The organism is Parendozoicomonas sp. 2304DJ65-17, assembly GCF_058148445.1.
Genome location: NZ_JBYVJV010000002.1, coordinates 970,511 through 986,845 on the forward strand (window position 1 = coordinate 970,511; position 16,335 = coordinate 986,845).

The window sequence follows — 16,335 nt, forward strand, 5'->3', positions numbered from 1 at the left end:
AGAATCAAGTCAGCCGGGGTATGTCCAAGGGCTTGTCACAACTTTAGTGGAAGGCTCTTATGGAATCGATGGAAAGTAGTCCCGGCTCACCTCCTTCAGCGATCGATTTTCAAAAGATCGTAGAAAATGCCGAGCGACTGAAAAGGAAAGGGAAAAGCTCTTCGGGGATGCTTGTATCTCGCTTATCGTCAACACCGTCGCCAGAGAGAAATATTCGCAGATCACGTTCCAGATCCCGTTCTCCTCAGGGAGATGTTCCAACGCATTCTCATTGCTCGCGAAGGCGGCGAACAATCAGAGAGGTCGGTGATAGTTTTTCTCCACAACCTATCGTTAACCGCCAGCAGGCAGCTGAGCAGATGGCTGCTCGTTCCAGTGGAGTTCTCCAGCAATTGCAGGATATGCAGAGTTTGTTGAAAACCGCCGGAACATTCCCAGCAGATAAAGTTGAAGAGTTAAAGCCTTATATGGTGGATAACGGAAGTGCTTTGCTTATGGATATTCGCGAGCTGCTGGCAATCATGTTGTCTCTGGACCCACGGGATGTTCGTGAGTTGATGGGTTTTAGTGCGGAGTTTGCAGTGCTGGTTTCTGGAGATGAAATTCGAATTATTAATTATCCTGGCGATCTTTTTGGCAGGGCACCGAAAGAACTACGGGTGGATTACCAGAATTATCAGCAAGGGCAGCCGTCTTCTTTGAGAATTAATTACTCCAGAGCTCAACGTTGTGAAAGAAAAGATGTACTGGCAAAAGTGTTCAAGATTTTGCTGGGTTACTCTGATCCGAAGTATGTGGCAAGCGCTCTTAAATGTGATACAGATTCGCTGGGCTGGGTACCTTCAGTATCCGCGAGAGTGACACTCTATTGTTTGAGCCAGTCCCTTGATCTGCTTAACAGAGAGGAAGGGAATATATATTGGGAACTCTGGCCGGAGAATAAAACAGAGTGGCCTTTCTCTGAGGTTGAAACAGTTGAAGCTGTGAAATACCTGAAAGAATACTTCGATCTGCTTAGCGCCTGGAAATTCAAAAAGGCCAAAGCGCATTATCAGAATATGGAGGCAGTTTTAGGACAGAAAGTTGAGCAAATGCTTGGCGGTTTACTAGACGCTATGACCGTTACTGAAGGAACTTCTACGGATTAAACAACAGTCGTAACTGTGCCCGGCTATTCCAAACCGGGCTCGGCTTCAAATTCCATCTGCTGCAGAGCTATTACAGCCTGAGTCCGGTTATTGATTCCCAGTTTGCGAAAAATAGCTGTGACATGAGCTTTAATACAGGCTTCAGAAACCTGTAGTTCCCAGGCAATCTGTTTATTGCGCAAGCCATCACGCAGCATTCCCAGCACTTTAAATTGTTGCGGGGTGAGCGATGCTATTTTTTCGTTGAGCTGATCCTGATCTGTGTCTTCTGCTTCCGCAACTGGTTCTATATCAGGAGGAACCCATACATCACCTTCGAGAACTCTGTTTACCGCAGATGTCAAAATATCCAGTGGCGATGATTTAGGAATAAAGCCACAAGCTCCGTGTTTTAAAGATTGGTGAATCACGCTGGCTTCTTCACGGGCAGAAATGACAGCTACAGGTATTTCCGGGTGGTGGCTTCTCAAATAGATAAGTGCAGAAAAACCATGGGCGCCGGGGATCTGTAAATCCAGAAGAATAAGATCGGGCACTTCTGCATTTTCCAGCTGGCTTTGCAGTTCATCAAAGCTGCTTGCTTCAGAAAGGGATATATCACCCAGCCCTTGAGACAAAGCATTGCTCAGTGCACTGCGAAACAGGGGGTGATCTTCAGTAATAATAATCCGGTAGTTCATGGGCCGGTTTATTGTTGTTGTGATAGAAACAGGGTGCCAGTGGTTGTGGGAGCAGTCAAATCTGCTGACAGCAGTGTTAGAGGGACTGCACAACTTTTGGACTCTCTTGATGCTGTAGTTGTCTGAACAGACTCACATGCATTCAGGGAGGAGTTATGCAAAGGGTACGGAAAGAGCATCGCCAATCACATATACCCACTCGTCAGCTTGGCAGAAGTGAAATGGCTGGGCATCAGTCCGGTACTGGCAGAAAAGTCTCTGCACTTCGACTCACGGATGCTGCGATGAATGAATTGATTGCCCGTCATAAAACCTATGGTTGCCCAGTAGGGCGTGGCCGATTTGGAACGGTATATAAAATCAGCACTCGTATTCCAGTACCTCTTGTCTCTGGTTCTTTGCACAAATCACCTTATCCCGTGATGAGTGAGCGGCTTCCTCAATTTATGGCATTAAAAAAAGCCACGACTATCAAGGAAGAAGAAAGTGGAATGGCTCTGAATGATCTTCGCAACGAGTGGAGCAAACTCAGAGATATTGATCATCCAAATATTGTTGCGGTTCATGGTTTTATTGAAAACACTCAGGGTGCTTTTCTTGCCATGCCATTTTATTACGGTTGCCTGAGAGACTTGATAGAAAATGGTGTACGCCTGAGTTCTATAAAATATTCAGTGGAAGATGCTTTTTCCATTAGCAGGGATATTGCCAGAGGGCTTGAATATCTGGTTGTTGATAATGGAATTTTGCACTGCGACCTGTTCCCCAAAAATATATTGGTTAAATCAGATAACACCGCAGTGATAGCGGATTTTGGTAAAGCGAGGAAGGTTGGCAGCCATTGTGAACGGGTGACATTCCAGGATAACCATAAGGGGACGGTAGCGCCTGAGCTTTATAGCGGTGAGACATTCTTTACCATGCAAACAGAATCATTTGCCTTCGGTCATGTTCTTCTTTGCATTTTGGCTGGTCAGTCACGGGTGCCAGTTTGGCAGATTAAGGAGGGGATGTTTCAAAGTTTAGTCTCTTCATTTTCATATGACTCTTTGGCTTTGAAAAATCCTGTTTTTAAAAATAATCACCAGCCGGAAGCCGTAGGAAAACTTGTTGGTGTTATGGCATCGTGCCTGAAGCTTTCATATAAGTATCGTGGCCAACCGGGCTGCTGGGTTTCAGGGGTAGAAGAAGCGATAAAGGAATTAAGAACGGATGTTGCTCTGGATGAATGCGAAGGTGATATGTCATCTCCTCATTCGGAACCCAATACTGAGGCTAAATCCCAAAAGTCTTGGTGTGTGATCTCCTAGAGTTTCCCTTAATACAAAAGTCGTATGCGCTGAAATGTCCTGTATTTGCAGCGTTTAGTGGCACTTTTCCCCATTAAGACCAAAGCCCTATAGCGGCTGGCTGACACCCAGCCATACTGAGTACACAACACAAAAAACACAGGCCTTTAAAGGCCGAAATAATGACTCAGGGAGAGTTGTACTATGGATAGCACAAGCCTTAATTCATCGTTTTCGTCTGTTCTTTATTTTTCTGGTTCTCGTGAAGAAGAAACCGGTGCGAATAAATCTGGCTATTCCTCTGTTGATAGTGAGGTAAAGCCGCAGGTCACTGCAGGCAGCACAGAAACAACAGAGAAGGATCTTTCTGAATATAAAATCGACAAGTCGACTCGCAGAAAATATCTGGCTGCAGGCATTTGTGGCGGAGCTGTAGCCGGGGCTGGTATCGGTGCAGGTGTAGGTGCTTTGGCAGGACTTTTGGCCGGACCTGTTGGTGCTGCTGTGGGTGCCGTTGTTGGTGGTCTGGTTGGTGGTCTTGCTGGTGGTGTAACAGGTGGCCTTGTCGCATTAAAGCGAGTATTGCGATCTCCTAAAAAAGAAAATGAAGTGCAGATCCGTAAAACGGAAAAGCATCTGAACAAGCTACACAGGAAACACGTTGGTGTCAGTGAAAAGCTTGTTGGTTCATGGGGCAAGCTGACTCAGGAGTTTGGCTTTAAAGACCTGTCAGCCTTTACTGAGACCAAAAAAGAAGAAAACAAAATTGCGCAGACTTTGCGTGCTGAGCTTCGAGAACTGAAAGGCACGTTGAATGAACTGCAGCAAAAAATTGATGAGAAGGAAGTTCACCTTAATTCTTATCGTGAGCAGCTGTCGAGCTTAAAGAGTCAGCGGTCTTCCCTAAGAACTCAGTCTACGTTTTATACATTTAACGAGCAGTATGCATTGGCTTTAGCGTGTGATTTACAGGCTGCAGCGCTTAACGGACCCATTTCTCAAATGGAACGTAATATAGCAACTGAGAAAGTAAGGTTGGGATTAGATAGTGACTATCAAAGCCTCCGTGATCAGCGTTCACAGCAGAGGAAAGAAGTGTCAAGCAAAAGCCGTGAAGTGGATATGCAGGAGGCCAGAGTTAAGCCTTTGAATGACCATCAGGCTCTGCTTGATAAAAAGGCAAGGCTGCTTGCTGAAGAAAAGACAGCTGGCGAAAAACGTGCTCACCATATTAATAACTACACAGGAACGTTGACGGTTTAAACGGAACTCCCTTGAGAAACTTATGCTCCGGTTCAGGGGCATTTTTTTGGATGGCTGTTTATGTCTTATCCCAAAGTCTAAGAGACGAAGGTATAGACGATTGATAGTGTATCTCCGGCACTAATAAAAATAACAAATGCGGGAGAATCCCCTATGAGTGATGGTAAAGCGGCGGCCGCCGCTTACTGGAAAGAGAATATTCGCGTGCTGTTAACACTGCTCTGTGTCTGGTTTGCAGTGTCGTTTGGTTGCGGCATTCTCTTCGTTGATGAGCTGGATAAAATCGTGATCGGTGGGTTCCCACTGGGGTTCTGGTTTGCCCAGCAGGGCTCTATCTATACCTTTGTGGCTCTGATATTTGTTTACGTCTGGCAGATGAATCGTCTGGATCGCAAATACAATGTTGATGAGAAGGGGGCATAAGCATGGATACACAAATGCTCACCTATCTGTTTATCGGTTTATCTTTTGCCTTGTATATTGGCATTGCCATTCGCACGCGTGCCGGTTCAACCGGTGAATATTATGTAGCGGGTGGCGGGGTTCATCCCATAGCCAATGGTATGGCGACAGGGGCAGACTGGATGTCTGCTGCGTCGTTTATCTCTATGGCGGGGATTATCTCATTTGTTGGTCGTGATGGTGCGGTATACCTGATGGGCTGGACCGGTGGTTATGTGCTGCTGGCTATGTGTCTTGCACCTTACCTGCGTAAGTTCGGTAAGTTCACTGTTCCCGATTTTGTTGGTGAACGTTATTACTCACAGCTGGCCCGGGTTGTGGCTGTTGTCTGCGTAATCTTTATCTCGTTCACTTATGTGGCCGGACAAATGCGTGGAGTGGGTATTGTCTTCTCCCGTTACCTGGAAGTGGACATTAACCTGGGCGTGATGATTGGGATGGCGATTGTGTTCTTTTACGCCGTACTTGGTGGTATGAAAGGCATAACCTACACCCAGGTGGCTCAGTACTGCGTGATGATCTTCGCCTTTATGGTGCCAGCTATCTTCATCTCCATGATGATTACCGGTAACCCGATTCCTCAGCTGGGTTTTGGTTCTGATGTGGTTGGAACCAATACATCAGTGCTGGAAAGGCTGAACGGCTTGTCTGCTGAACTTGGTTTTGCTCAATACACCGATGGCAGCAAATCCACTGTTGATATGTTCTTTATCACTATGGCGCTGATGGTGGGTACTGCTGGTCTGCCACACGTAATCGTTCGCTTCTTTACAACCCCGACTGTTCGGGATGCGCGGAAGTCTGCCGGTTATGCGCTGTTGTTTATCGCCATTCTGTACACAACTGCTCCTGCGGTTGCCAGTTTTGCCCGTATCAACCTGTTGAATACTGTAAGTGAAGCGTCGTACAAAGATCTTCCTGAGTGGTTCTCTAACTGGGAGAACTCCGGTCTGATTGCATGGACTGACAAAAACAACGACGGCAAGATTCAGTACCACCCAGGCAAGCCTATTGAAGGCAAGCCCAAGTTTACTGATGAGCGTGGTGCAAGCGGTGAGCGTCTGGTGTCCAACAATGATACAGCTAATAACAATGAGCTGTATGTTGACCGTGACATTATGGTGCTGGCGAACCCAGAAATTGCACAGCTTCCTGGCTGGGTAATCGCTCTGGTTGCAGCTGGTGGTCTGGCTGCAGCGTTGTCGACTGCTGCAGGACTGTTGCTGGTTATCTCAACCTCCATTTCTCATGACCTGCTGAAGCGTAACCTGATGCCAAATATTTCCGACAAGCAGGAGCTTCTGGCTGCCCGTGCGGCGGCTGCAGTGGCGATTGTTATTGCCGGCCTGTTTGGTATCTATCCGCCAGCGTTTGTGGCACAGGTTGTAGCCTTTGCCTTTGGTCTGGCGGCGGCTTCGTTCTTCCCAGCAATTTTGATGGGTATTTTCTACAAGCGCATGAATAAGGAAGGTGCGGTAACCGGCATGATTGTTGGTCTGGTATTTACCTTCAGTTATATCGTGTACTTCAAGTTTGTAAATCCAGGTGCCAACAATGCCGAGAACTGGTTGTTCGGTGTTTCTCCAGAAGGTATTGGTACTGTAGGCATGCTGCTGAACTTTGCGGTGTCTCTGGTGATTTGTCACCTGACCGCTGCGCCGCCTAAGGAAATTCAGGATTTGGTAGAAGACATTCGTGTACCAAGCAGCCGTGGTGTTGCCGGTGCAAGTGTTGAGGAAACTGCAGGTGAACCAGCCAGCGTTTCCTGAGATCAGGGCTTGTTAATTGTTGAAGTAGAAAAGAGCCCTTGGGGGCTCTTTTTGCTTGATCGAAAAAGAAAAAACAGTTGATAAGGGAGTGGTTGTGGACACTGTAAGTCGCCAGTCAGAAAACCGTACCACCAGTTATGAGCAGCGTTTTTATCAACCGCCGTTTGATCTGTTATCGGACGAACAGAGAGGTGCTGTGATTCGTTCGGCAAGCCTGAGCTGGTTTCGCCCCGGTGAAAAATTGATTCGGGCAGGCTGCAAGCCTGAGTCGTTAATGATTGTTCAGCGTGGCGTTATTGAAGAGCGCTCGGCAACTGATAAGCAAAAAATCTATGCCCACTATGCGGAAGATGATCTGTTTGATGCACCGGCCCTGCTGAATGGCGGTGCCAAGCATGAATATATTTGTCTGGAAGAAGCACTGATCCAGGAAATTCCGGCTGAGCTTTTTCTTAATATTTGCAAACAAAACTCTCCCTTTGACGGTGCTCTGAAGGCTGACCTTGGGGAAAAATACCAAAGGCTGCACTCTGAAAGTCGCCCAGCGATGGCTGACTTTCTGTTGAGCCGTATTGAATACAGTCATTGCACCCCCGCCAAGACCATATCCTGTTACACCTCTCTTTCTGATGCAGCCAGAATACTTGAAGAGGAGCATCTGGAAGCTTTGCTTGTGGATTTGGAGGAATCCAGTGTGGATGCATATCCCAATGCAAGGCTTGGTATTGTTACCCGCACAGATCTTCTGCGAGCGATTGCTATTGAAAAACTGCCTTTGGAAACTCGTGTTGGGCGAGTGGCTGTTGCACCTCTGGTAAGGATTTCTTTAGGCGAATATTTGTTTGATGCTTTACTGGTTATGACCCAGAGACGTATTGAGCGAGTTGCTGTATTTCAGGGTGATGAACTGGTTGGATTTCTTGATTTAACCCGTATACTTTCGCTGGCATCCAATCATTCACACCTTCTGGCTATGCGTATCGCCAGAGCGGGTCATATTGCTGAGTTAATAAATTTATCCCCGGAAATTGAGCAGCAGGCACGCAGTTTGTTTAGCAACGGCGTGCGAACCGGCTTTGTTATGAAGTTGGTATCGACTCTTAATGACCAGTTATTGAAACGACTTTTCGAACTGCATTTCCCGGCAGAGATTCATGATCAGATCTCTTTGCTTTCCCTTGGCAGTGAAGGGCGTGGTGAGCAGGTAATAAAAACCGATCAGGACAATGCGCTGATTGTTGCTGATGGCTGTGAATTGCCTTCCCAAAACCTTCTGGAAAGTTTTACTGAGTTGCTGATCGCCTGTGGCTGGCCCAGGTGCAAAGGTGAGGTGATGGTCTGTAACCTTCACTGGGTGATGACGCAAGCTCAATGGCAACAGCGGGCAATGAGCTGGATGGATAATGCTTCCCCGGAACATATGATGGAAATGGCGATGATGGTTGATGCCCGAACTGTGGCGGGTAATCCAAAGTTGCTTGATGAGTTTCGGAATAATCTGCACTCAACTCTTGGGCGCCAGGAATCTTTCCTTGCAACATTTGTGGCCCCTGCGCTGCAGTTTGATACGCGACTGACATTCTTTGGTCGTATTAAAGAAGGAAAGGATCACCGAATGGATATTAAAAAGGCGGGAATATTTCCTCTAGTTCATGGTGTTAGAACTCTTGCTTTGGAGGGGCGGGTTACTGGTTTATCCACCATCGAACGTATCAACGCTTTGAAAGACAACGGAATGATAGATGCGGAACTTGCATCACGTCTGGAAGAAGCGTTTTTAGTACTGAACAGATTGCGCCTGGAGCAGCAGGTTTCAGAGATTTGTGATGGTAATGAACTTGATCTTGAGCAACTGGATTATCGGCGTAGGGATATGCTTCGTCACTGCCTGCATACGGTGAAGAAATTCCATCAATACCTTCGGCATCATTTTCATCTAGGAGGGTAGTTGATTGTGGATACATTGATTCCCGACGGTTTGCGCTATCGCTGGTATGGCATGCAGGCCCGTAACAAGGCGATATTTTCAGAGTTGTTTCCACCACTGGAAGCTCAGGAATATGTCAGCTTGGACCTTGAAACAAGCAGCCTTGATACAGAAACTGCAGAAATCCTGGAAATCGCAGCTGTGCCTGTCAGGCAGGGTAAGGTGTTTCCTGGTGAATCTTTGGTAATAAAAGTAAAACCCTTTGGAAGGCTGGATCCTGATTCTGTTCCTATACATCAGATTAGAAATAAAGATCTTGAAAATGCGGTGAGCCCTGAATATGCATTAAGTCATTTGTTAAAATTTTTAGGAAGAAGGCCTTTGTTGGGATTTAATATTCGTTTTGATCAGTTAATTATTAATCGATACTGCAAAAAGTATTATGGATTTAAGCTTCCTAACCCAGTATTGGAATTGTCGCATGCTTATTATCGATGGGTTTTAAATAAAAAGCCGGAAGGTGTTACTGATCTTAGATTTGAAACAATCTGCAAAGAGCTTGGCGTTCCTGTTTTTGATCGTCACACGGCCAAAGGCGACGCTCTTTCCGTAGCATTGGCGTGGTTGAAGCTGAAATGAAAGTTGATAATTAATCGATAATTTCACACTATTCCCGAGATAATAAAAATATTGTGGGAAGAGTATGAGTGGTAATGGCCTGAGAGGTCTGCTGTATACCCTACTGTCCTGGGTGTTTCTTGTTTTTGCCAGTGCTGTTTTTGCACAAAGTGATGTGAACCGGGCTGTTGAACTTGGGGATCAGTATGAGTATCTGGCTAAGGATCGGGTGCAGCTTTTGAGAGATCCTCAAGGTGTGCTCAAAATTGGCGACATTCGAAAAGCAAAGAATTCATTCCAAAACGTAGATGTTTATCCTGCTCTTGGATATACCCGTGAAGTTGCATGGTTTCATATTCCTGTTGTTCGTAAACAACACGCCCGATCGGAGTGGGTTTTTAAGGTAAGCCCCAGTTACCTTGATTCTGTTGAACTCTGGCTCGAACAGGATGAAAAGCTCCTGACTAACAAAAGTATTGGGCGTCGTGATTATGGTAACTCAGGGCATGTTGTGCCTGATGCGCTTCAAACCCTGTTGGAAATCCCTCCAGGAGCCTCTTCTCTTTATCTGCGAGTAGAAACTGCGACAACGCTGGCAATGCTGCCAGTGTTTATGGCGCCAGATACATTTTTGCAGAAGAGTGAAAAAAACAGTTTTCGTATAGGTATCATCATTGGCGCAATGGTTTTTGTTTTCATTTTTAACTGTGTTTGCTGGTGGATAACAAGGGTTGGGTTATACGGACTTTTTGCCGGGTATATTGGCTTTGGTTTGTTGGGATTGCTGGAGGGTGCGGGCATTATTTCCAACTTTTATTGGAGTGGGTGGCAATATCTTTCTGCAAGGCCGTTAAGTATCAGTCTTGGCTTCAGTTGGTTGTTTGCGCACCTGTTTTTCTTACAGCTCTTTGTAGATAAGAAGAAAGACTGGTGGTTATGTTATTTGTATTACGCATTGTTCATGGTAGCTATTGCTCAGATTGTTAGTGGAGTGATTGGTGGCAATGCCTATAGCTATGTTACTGAGGTCATGACTCCATTGGGGATAGCTGTCACATCGCTGACTCTTATTCCAGTATGGAGGCTGATTCGTAATGGAAAAACGGGTAGCCAAAAGCTTTTAGGGATTGCATTTCTTCCTCATGCCCTGTTCTTAATTCCCAATCAGTTTTTTGTCGGAGGCTGGCTCTCACCATCGTTATTCAGCATTTTTGGGCAGACACAGGCTGGTGTTCTACAGATTGGTATTCTCCAGGTGGCTCTGTTGTTTAGAGTGAAAGATTTGCTTCAGGAGCGAAACTGGGCGTTGGAAAATGCTGCCAGAGTCAATGCTGAGGTAGAGAGAGAAAGAGGGATTCGTGAAGAGCAATCCCGTTTTTTATCCATGATTACCCATGAAATAAGAACGCCGCTTGCTGTTGTTGATATGTCGGTACAGTCGTTGCGCGTATTGGATAGTGAGCCAGATGAGTACCGAGCAACTCGTTACAGCCGAATACAGAGTGCTGTAAAGCGGATGGCAACTCTTCTGGAATTAGGTCTCAAAAAAGACAGCATTAATGGAGAAATCTGGCAGCCGGATGATGTGGTCGATCTGGTTGAAATCAGTAAGGATGTAGTCAATGAATTTCCAGTCGACCAGAGAGGTCGTATTGAGCTGGGTTGCCCCGAAAGTAATTTTTCTATCAAGGGTAATAAAGCCGCTTTAAAGCTGACGTTCTTTAACCTGATCGAAAACGCGCTGAAGTACTCGGGTGACAAACAGGTTTTTGTATCTATCGGTAGCAGGCCAGGTCTGCACTTCTGGCAGGTAGAAGATCAGGGGCAGGGCATTCCCAAAGAGCAGCGCGAGAAGATTTTTGAAAAGTTTTTCCGGGCTAGCGAGCATAGTGGCAAACCGGGTCTTGGGCTTGGTTTGTATATTTCCCAACAGGTTGTGGAACGTCATAAGGGGAATCTCCAGTACTTAGAGTCCCGGTTCGGCGGCGCCTGTTTCCGGTGTGAGTTTGGTAAGGATGTATCTGGAGAGGGTGAGAAATGAATATTGCAGTTGTTGAAGACAATCCAGATTTACGTTTTGAACTTGAGTTTCTGCTGACACATTACGGACATGGCGTTTCTTCATTCCCGAATGCTGCAAGCTTTTGGGGATTTCTGGATAGTAAACCATCTCTGGACATGTTGGTTCTCGATCTCGGGTTGCCAGATGAAGATGGCTTATCTGTTGCTGAAAAACTAAAGGGTATGCCAGGCCTTGGAATTGTGATGTTAACGGCTCGTGGGTCTTTGTCAGATCGTATTGAGGGTTTCGAGCGTGGCGCAGATATTTACCTGACAAAACCGGTGAATGTATCGGAACTGAATGCAGCGATGGAGAGCATTCGTCGTCGTATCGATGCTGAGCGTGAGTTAAATAGATCACCTGTTGGATCTGAAGAAGGCATTGTTCTGGAAAAATCTGGTCGTCAGCTTATTTTGCCAAATGGAAAAACTGTTGGGCTGACAGCTGCTGAGGGAACAGTTTTGAAGGTTCTGGCAAGAGAAGAACTGCAGCCAGTCTCAAGGCGGACTTTGTCTGAGGCTTTGGGGCAGGATTACATAAATTACGACGAGAGACGTCTTGAGGCGATAGTCAGCAGGTTGAGAAAAAAACTGAAAACAGAGCATCCCGGAGTTGAATTCATAAAGGCTGCCAGAGGTGTTGGCTATCAGCTGACAGTGCCAGTAAGTAGGGGGTAAGTGATCAGCTTTTGTCAGTTTTAAGAGTCAAGGGCATGATAATATTTTCTGAGCAAAAATATTCCCTTACTAATTCCTCACTTTAATGAAAATGTCAGTGGTCGTGTAGTCGTTAGAGTGTGTTGTAGTTCACATTGCTATAAAATACAGTTACCAGTTGTGGGAGTGCATAAAAGCTAGCCGCTAGTGAGCGGATGCGAAAATAATAAAGGTGAGAGGTCTCTATGCCTGGAGGTAATAGCATGTCCGCGTCGGTAGCAAAGTCATCCTATTCCTGGTTCTGGCAAGCTGTCATTCCTTATTGGCGCGTTTACCGTGATGTGCTGGTTGCCAGTTTTCTGGTCAACCTGTTCGCTCTGGTGTCTCCGCTTTTTGTGATGAATGTTTACGATCGCGTTGTCCCTAATCAGGCTTATGAAACTCTGTGGATGCTGGCGGTTGGTGTGGTTCTGGCTTTCACTCTTGAATTTATCATTCGCCTCCTGCGCACACGTTATGTTGACTTGGCCGGTCGCCAAATCGATCTCACCCTTTCTTCCCGTTTGATTGACAGGCTGCTTGGATTAAAGCTCTCGGCCCGGCCTGGCAGTACGGGAACGCTGATGAACAGTCTCTCCGAGTTTGACAGCATTCGCACTTTCATCACCTCAACGTCGGTGATGGCGTTTATTGACCTTCCTTTTGTTGTTCTTTTTCTGGGGCTTGTGGCCTGGGTGGGTGGCTGGATGGTTTTGATTCCGGTGACCTGTATAGTTTTGTCGCTTCTTGTGGCATGGGTACTGAATCGTCCCTTGCAAAGAGTAATTGTTCATCAGCAGGAAGCTTCTTCCCAGCGTCAGAATTTCCTCATGGAGTTATTGATTGGCTTGGTCTCTGTGAAGTCATGCAACGTTGAGCAGCAAAACCAACAGCGTTGGAGTCAACTGAATAGAGAGGTGGCTGATTCCAGTCTCACCATTCGTAAGTTGCAATCCGCTTCAACTCAATCGGCTACGTTTTTTCTTCAGTTGAATACCGTTGTGCTGGTGATTTGTGGTGTGTATTTAATCAGCAGTGGTGATCTGTCCATGGGCGGTCTGATTGCCATGATGATGATCTCTGGGCGGTGTGGGGCTCCCGTATCCCAGGTTATTGGTTTATTAAATCAGTATGAGAAAGCCGTGCAGGCAGTGGATCATGCCGGTGGCATTATGAATTTGCCTCAGGAATATCCAGCTGATAGGCAGCTCTTGGAGCCGGATGAATTTGTTGGTAGCTGGCTTGTGAATAATGTTTCTTTTGCATATCCAGAAAGCCCAATGCTTATCAAAAACATAAGCCTTGAAATTCCTTCGGGGCAAAAATTGGCAGTTTTGGGACGAATGGGGTCAGGAAAGACAACTTTTTTACAGTTGCTTTCAGGGCTTCAGGAAGCAGACGAAGGTCATATTTCGCTTAACAATATAGATTTAAGGCAGCTGAATCCAGAGTGGTTACGCAAGCGTATCGGTTACGTACCTCAAAAAAGTGAACTGTTTAACACTTCTTTGCGTGAGAACATCACAATGGGACGTTCAGATTTAAGAGACAGTGACATTTTGGTTTCGTTGGAAAAATCCGGGTTGGCAGGAATTGTGCAGTCTGGAAGTGCCGGGCTTGATTTTCAGGTTGGTGAAGGTGGACGCAACTTGTCGGGAGGGCAGGCTCAAGCCGTTGGTTTGGCGCGAGCACTGGTAACCCGTCCAGCTGTGTTACTTATGGATGAGCCAACCAGCGCAATGGATAGTCAGGCCGAAGCTCGTTTCCTGCAGTTATTGAAACAGCTTGACGGCATTACGGTTGTTCTTGTGACTCACAAAATGAATCTGCTGGATGCTATGGATAGCATTATTGTTTTCGATCAGGGAGAGATAAAGGTCCAGGGCCCAGCCCGGGATATGCTTGTGCGTATGTCTGCGCCTTCAGTAAAGCCTTCTTCAAAGAGTAGGACGGAGGTTGTGAACTGATATGGCTATCAACAGGCATAGTGATTCATGGCATGCAGCCACCGCGGAGGAAATTGCTTCTATTTCCCGCGGCAGCCGCCCTCTGACATACCTCACCTTACTCTCACTTGTATTATTTATTTCTTGGGCGGCCTGGTGCGAGATTGATGAAATCACCCGGGGCATGGGCAAGGTTATTCCATCCAGTCAGGTTCAGGATGTTCAGAACCTGGAAGGTGGAATAGTCAAAGATATTCTTGTTGAAGAAGGCGATCTGGTTGAGCAGGGACAGGTGCTGCTGGTTATGGATGACACCCGATTTGCGGCAGCCAGAGAGGGACAGTTTGCCAACCAGTTTGCTCTTGAAGCCAAAATGGTACGGCTGAAGGCGGAGATTGAAGGTGTAGAACCGGTTATGCCTGAAACACTGTTGAGTAATGTGCCTGAACTCGCGCAGCGGGAACTCGAGCTGTTTGCCAGCCGTCAGCAGGAGTTAGCCAGTTCACTAGGCGTTATTGAACAGCAATTAAACCAGCAGCAACAGCAACTTGAAGAAACCGCTGCGCAAAAGCGATTGCTAGAACGTCGACTTCTATTACTGGATGAAGAGCTCAAACTCTCCAAAGAGCTTGAAACCGAAGGTGCTGTATCCAGGGTTGAAGTTCTCAGGCTTGAAAGGCAGGTAAGTGATACCCGTGGTGAAAAACAGATAGCTATAGAAAGCTTTGAGCGCATTCAGGCTCAGCAACAGGAAACACGACAGAGGATTCTTGAAGTCGAATTCGCATTCAGCAATAAGGCCAGAGCTGAGGTCAATGAAGTGCTGGCTCAACTGGAAGAATTATCAGCCAAAGAAGTTGCCGTTACTGACCAGCTAGAAAGAACCCGTGTACGGGCTCCCATGAAAGGCGTGGTAAAACAGATTCTTGTTAATACCGAGGGTGGAGTTGTTCAGCCCGGTATGAAAATGATGGAGTTGATTCCAGTAGATGACACTCTGGAAGTAGAAACCCGCATCCGGCCAGAAGATATTGCATTCCTCCATCCTGGCCAGAAAGCAACTGTACGTTTTACCGCTTATGACTTCACAATTTATGGCGGTATTGATGGTGAGCTCACCCATATCAGCGCAGACACAATTGTGGATGAAGAAGGCGAGAGTTTTTACCTCGCCCGAATAAAAACTAAGAACAGTTATCTGGGCGAACTTGAGCAAAGTCGCCCAATACTCGCAGGGATGGTAACTACAGTCGACATCCTGACTGGTAAGAAATCACTGTTAGATTATTTGCTGAAGCCTGTATTACGGGCGAAGCAGCTGGCGTTCTCTGAACGTTAAACAGACGTTAATAAGATTAGAGACAGAAACTTTAAATAACGGATAACCCTGGAAGGTTACCGGCCAGAAACGGGATTTGACGGAATGGACAGCATCATCGAAGTGGTTGTGGGCAAAGTCACATTAGCTACAGGTAATGTGATTGCAATTTCTCCAGATGGCGAACAGCGAGCACTAAAGGCTGGTGATGCTGTTCATCGGGATGAAATTATCCAAACTGGCCCAAATGGTGCTGTTGCGATCCAGCTGACCAATCGACACAGCTTGGAATTGAGTAACAACCAAGAAGTTTTGCTTTCCCTGAATGCTGTCGCCCAGTTTACTGGAGCAGCTTCTGAAGAGATTGATATTGAGTTAATTCAGCAAGCTTTGGCAGATGGTATTGACCCAGATTTAGTTCTTCCCGCCTCACAAGCAGGGGAAGAAAAAGAAGTAACGGCGGAGGATTTGGAAAAACTTCCAGCTCCTGAAGCGGGTGAAACCTCAACCGAAGACACAACGTCTGAAGAAACAGCTGAAAATATAGGGTTTGATGGGCAGCCCATTGTTGAATTGAGTGGCATGCTAGCTGAGCCTGAAGCTGGGTTTGAAACTGGTGCATTTCAGCTGTTAGAGCCAGTGCTTCGTGATGATGTCACCGATGACCGGGCGAGCGGCAACCCGAACGTGGACGAGGATGTGCGTCCGAACGTGACGGTGACCGGTGGTGACAGCGTTGAAGAAGCCGATGGCAGCTACGCCCAGTTCACCGTGGGCCTGGATGGACAGGCGGCGGGTGACGTGGATGTGACCCTGGCGCTGGGTGCGGGAACGACCGGCGACAGTGCCACCGGCGGTGATGACTATGAAGTGGCGTACTACACCCGCAGCGGCACGCCGGGCAACTACACCTACACCCAGATCACGGGTTCGCTGACCCTGCCGGCGGACGGCAGTGATGTTGAGGTGTTCGTGAAGATCGTCGACGACACGGCGACGGAAAATGATGAGACGTTCACCCTGAGCGCGACCACCACCAGTGGCCTGGTGACCGGTCAGAGCGACAGTGGTGAAGCGACGATCACCGATGACCGGGCGAGCGGCAACCCGAACGTGGACGAGGATGTGCGTCCGAACGTGACGGTGACCGGTGGTGAC

At 47.0% G+C, this 16,335-nt stretch carries 13 protein-coding genes; 12 read left to right on the forward strand and 1 reads right to left on the reverse strand.

Annotated features, from left to right (window positions below):
- Positions 1 to 59 precede the first annotated feature (59 nt).
- The gene (locus ACY2RR_RS09335; RefSeq protein WP_490107863.1) at positions 60 to 1,148 is read left to right on the forward strand and encodes a hypothetical protein; all 1,089 of its coding nucleotides are present in this window, start codon (positions 60 to 62) and stop codon (positions 1,146 to 1,148) included.
- A 23-nt stretch (positions 1,149 to 1,171) separates the two neighbouring features.
- On the opposite strand, the gene ACY2RR_RS09340 is transcribed toward ACY2RR_RS09335, so the two are convergent.
- Positions 1,172 to 1,828, reverse strand: a complete 657-nt coding sequence (locus tag ACY2RR_RS09340; RefSeq protein ID WP_490107864.1) for a response regulator transcription factor — start codon at positions 1,826 to 1,828, stop codon at positions 1,172 to 1,174.
- Between the two features lie 155 nt (positions 1,829 to 1,983).
- Between ACY2RR_RS09340 and ACY2RR_RS09345 the strand changes: the two genes are divergently transcribed.
- From ACY2RR_RS09345 to ACY2RR_RS09395, 11 genes are all read left to right on the forward strand, one after another.
- A complete protein-coding gene (locus ACY2RR_RS09345) occupies positions 1,984 to 3,138 on the forward strand; it encodes a protein kinase family protein (protein WP_490107865.1) in 1,155 nt (384 codons plus the stop codon).
- A gap of 183 nt (positions 3,139 to 3,321) precedes the next feature.
- The gene (locus ACY2RR_RS09350; protein WP_490107866.1) at positions 3,322 to 4,380 is read left to right on the forward strand and encodes a hypothetical protein; all 1,059 of its coding nucleotides are present in this window, start codon (positions 3,322 to 3,324) and stop codon (positions 4,378 to 4,380) included.
- Between the two features lie 153 nt (positions 4,381 to 4,533).
- Complete coding sequence (locus ACY2RR_RS09355) at positions 4,534 to 4,803, forward strand: DUF4212 domain-containing protein (protein ID WP_490107867.1); 270 nt, start codon at positions 4,534 to 4,536, stop codon at positions 4,801 to 4,803.
- 2 nt (positions 4,804 to 4,805) lie between these two features.
- Positions 4,806 to 6,611, forward strand: coding sequence for a sodium:solute symporter family protein (locus ACY2RR_RS09360; RefSeq protein ID WP_490107868.1), 1,806 nt, complete (start codon positions 4,806 to 4,808; stop codon positions 6,609 to 6,611).
- Between the two features lie 94 nt (positions 6,612 to 6,705).
- The gene (locus ACY2RR_RS09365) at positions 6,706 to 8,559 is read left to right on the forward strand and encodes a putative nucleotidyltransferase substrate binding domain-containing protein (RefSeq protein ID WP_490107869.1); all 1,854 of its coding nucleotides are present in this window, start codon (positions 6,706 to 6,708) and stop codon (positions 8,557 to 8,559) included.
- Positions 8,560 to 8,565: 6 nt separating this feature from the next.
- Complete coding sequence (locus ACY2RR_RS09370; RefSeq protein WP_490107870.1) at positions 8,566 to 9,177, forward strand: 3'-5' exonuclease; 612 nt, start codon at positions 8,566 to 8,568, stop codon at positions 9,175 to 9,177.
- Positions 9,178 to 9,241: 64 nt separating this feature from the next.
- Positions 9,242 to 11,197, forward strand: a complete 1,956-nt coding sequence (locus tag ACY2RR_RS09375; protein ID WP_490107871.1) for a sensor histidine kinase — start codon at positions 9,242 to 9,244, stop codon at positions 11,195 to 11,197.
- Positions 11,194 to 11,895, forward strand: coding sequence for a response regulator transcription factor (locus tag ACY2RR_RS09380; protein WP_490107872.1), 702 nt, complete (start codon positions 11,194 to 11,196; stop codon positions 11,893 to 11,895). The genes ACY2RR_RS09375 and ACY2RR_RS09380 overlap by 4 nt, the downstream gene beginning before the upstream one ends.
- A 242-nt stretch (positions 11,896 to 12,137) precedes the next feature.
- On the forward strand, positions 12,138 to 13,880 hold the full coding sequence (locus ACY2RR_RS09385) for an ATP-binding cassette domain-containing protein (RefSeq protein ID WP_490107873.1): 1,743 nt from the start codon (positions 12,138 to 12,140) through the stop codon (positions 13,878 to 13,880).
- Position 13,881: 1 nt separating this feature from the next.
- Entirely contained in the window at positions 13,882 to 15,198 is a 1,317-nt protein-coding gene (locus ACY2RR_RS09390; RefSeq protein WP_490107874.1) for an HlyD family type I secretion periplasmic adaptor subunit, read from the forward strand.
- A gap of 84 nt (positions 15,199 to 15,282) precedes the next feature.
- A partial coding sequence (locus tag ACY2RR_RS09395) for a retention module-containing protein (protein WP_490107875.1) occupies positions 15,283 to 16,335 on the forward strand: 1,053 nt, incomplete at its 3' end.

What these genes read in the sequence shown, in the direction of transcription:
- ACY2RR_RS09390 (WP_490107874.1), top strand. Translation starts at nt 13,882, where the DNA reads ATGGCTATCAACAGGCATAGTGATTCATGGCATGCAGCCACCGCGGAG.
- ACY2RR_RS09345 (WP_490107865.1), top strand. Translation starts at nt 1,984, where the DNA reads ATGCAAAGGGTACGGAAAGAGCATCGCCAATCACATATACCCACTCGT.
- ACY2RR_RS09355 (WP_490107867.1), top strand. Translation starts at nt 4,534, where the DNA reads ATGAGTGATGGTAAAGCGGCGGCCGCCGCTTACTGGAAAGAGAATATT.
- ACY2RR_RS09380 (WP_490107872.1), top strand. Translation starts at nt 11,194, where the DNA reads ATGAATATTGCAGTTGTTGAAGACAATCCAGATTTACGTTTTGAACTT.
- ACY2RR_RS09375 (WP_490107871.1), top strand. Translation starts at nt 9,242, where the DNA reads ATGAGTGGTAATGGCCTGAGAGGTCTGCTGTATACCCTACTGTCCTGG.
- ACY2RR_RS09385 (WP_490107873.1), top strand. Translation starts at nt 12,138, where the DNA reads ATGTCCGCGTCGGTAGCAAAGTCATCCTATTCCTGGTTCTGGCAAGCT.
- ACY2RR_RS09350 (WP_490107866.1), top strand. Translation starts at nt 3,322, where the DNA reads ATGGATAGCACAAGCCTTAATTCATCGTTTTCGTCTGTTCTTTATTTT.
- ACY2RR_RS09335 (WP_490107863.1), top strand. Translation starts at nt 60, where the DNA reads ATGGAATCGATGGAAAGTAGTCCCGGCTCACCTCCTTCAGCGATCGAT.
- ACY2RR_RS09360 (WP_490107868.1), top strand. Translation starts at nt 4,806, where the DNA reads ATGGATACACAAATGCTCACCTATCTGTTTATCGGTTTATCTTTTGCC.
- ACY2RR_RS09340 (WP_490107864.1), bottom strand. Translation starts at nt 1,828, where the DNA reads ATGAACTACCGGATTATTATTACTGAAGATCACCCCCTGTTTCGCAGT.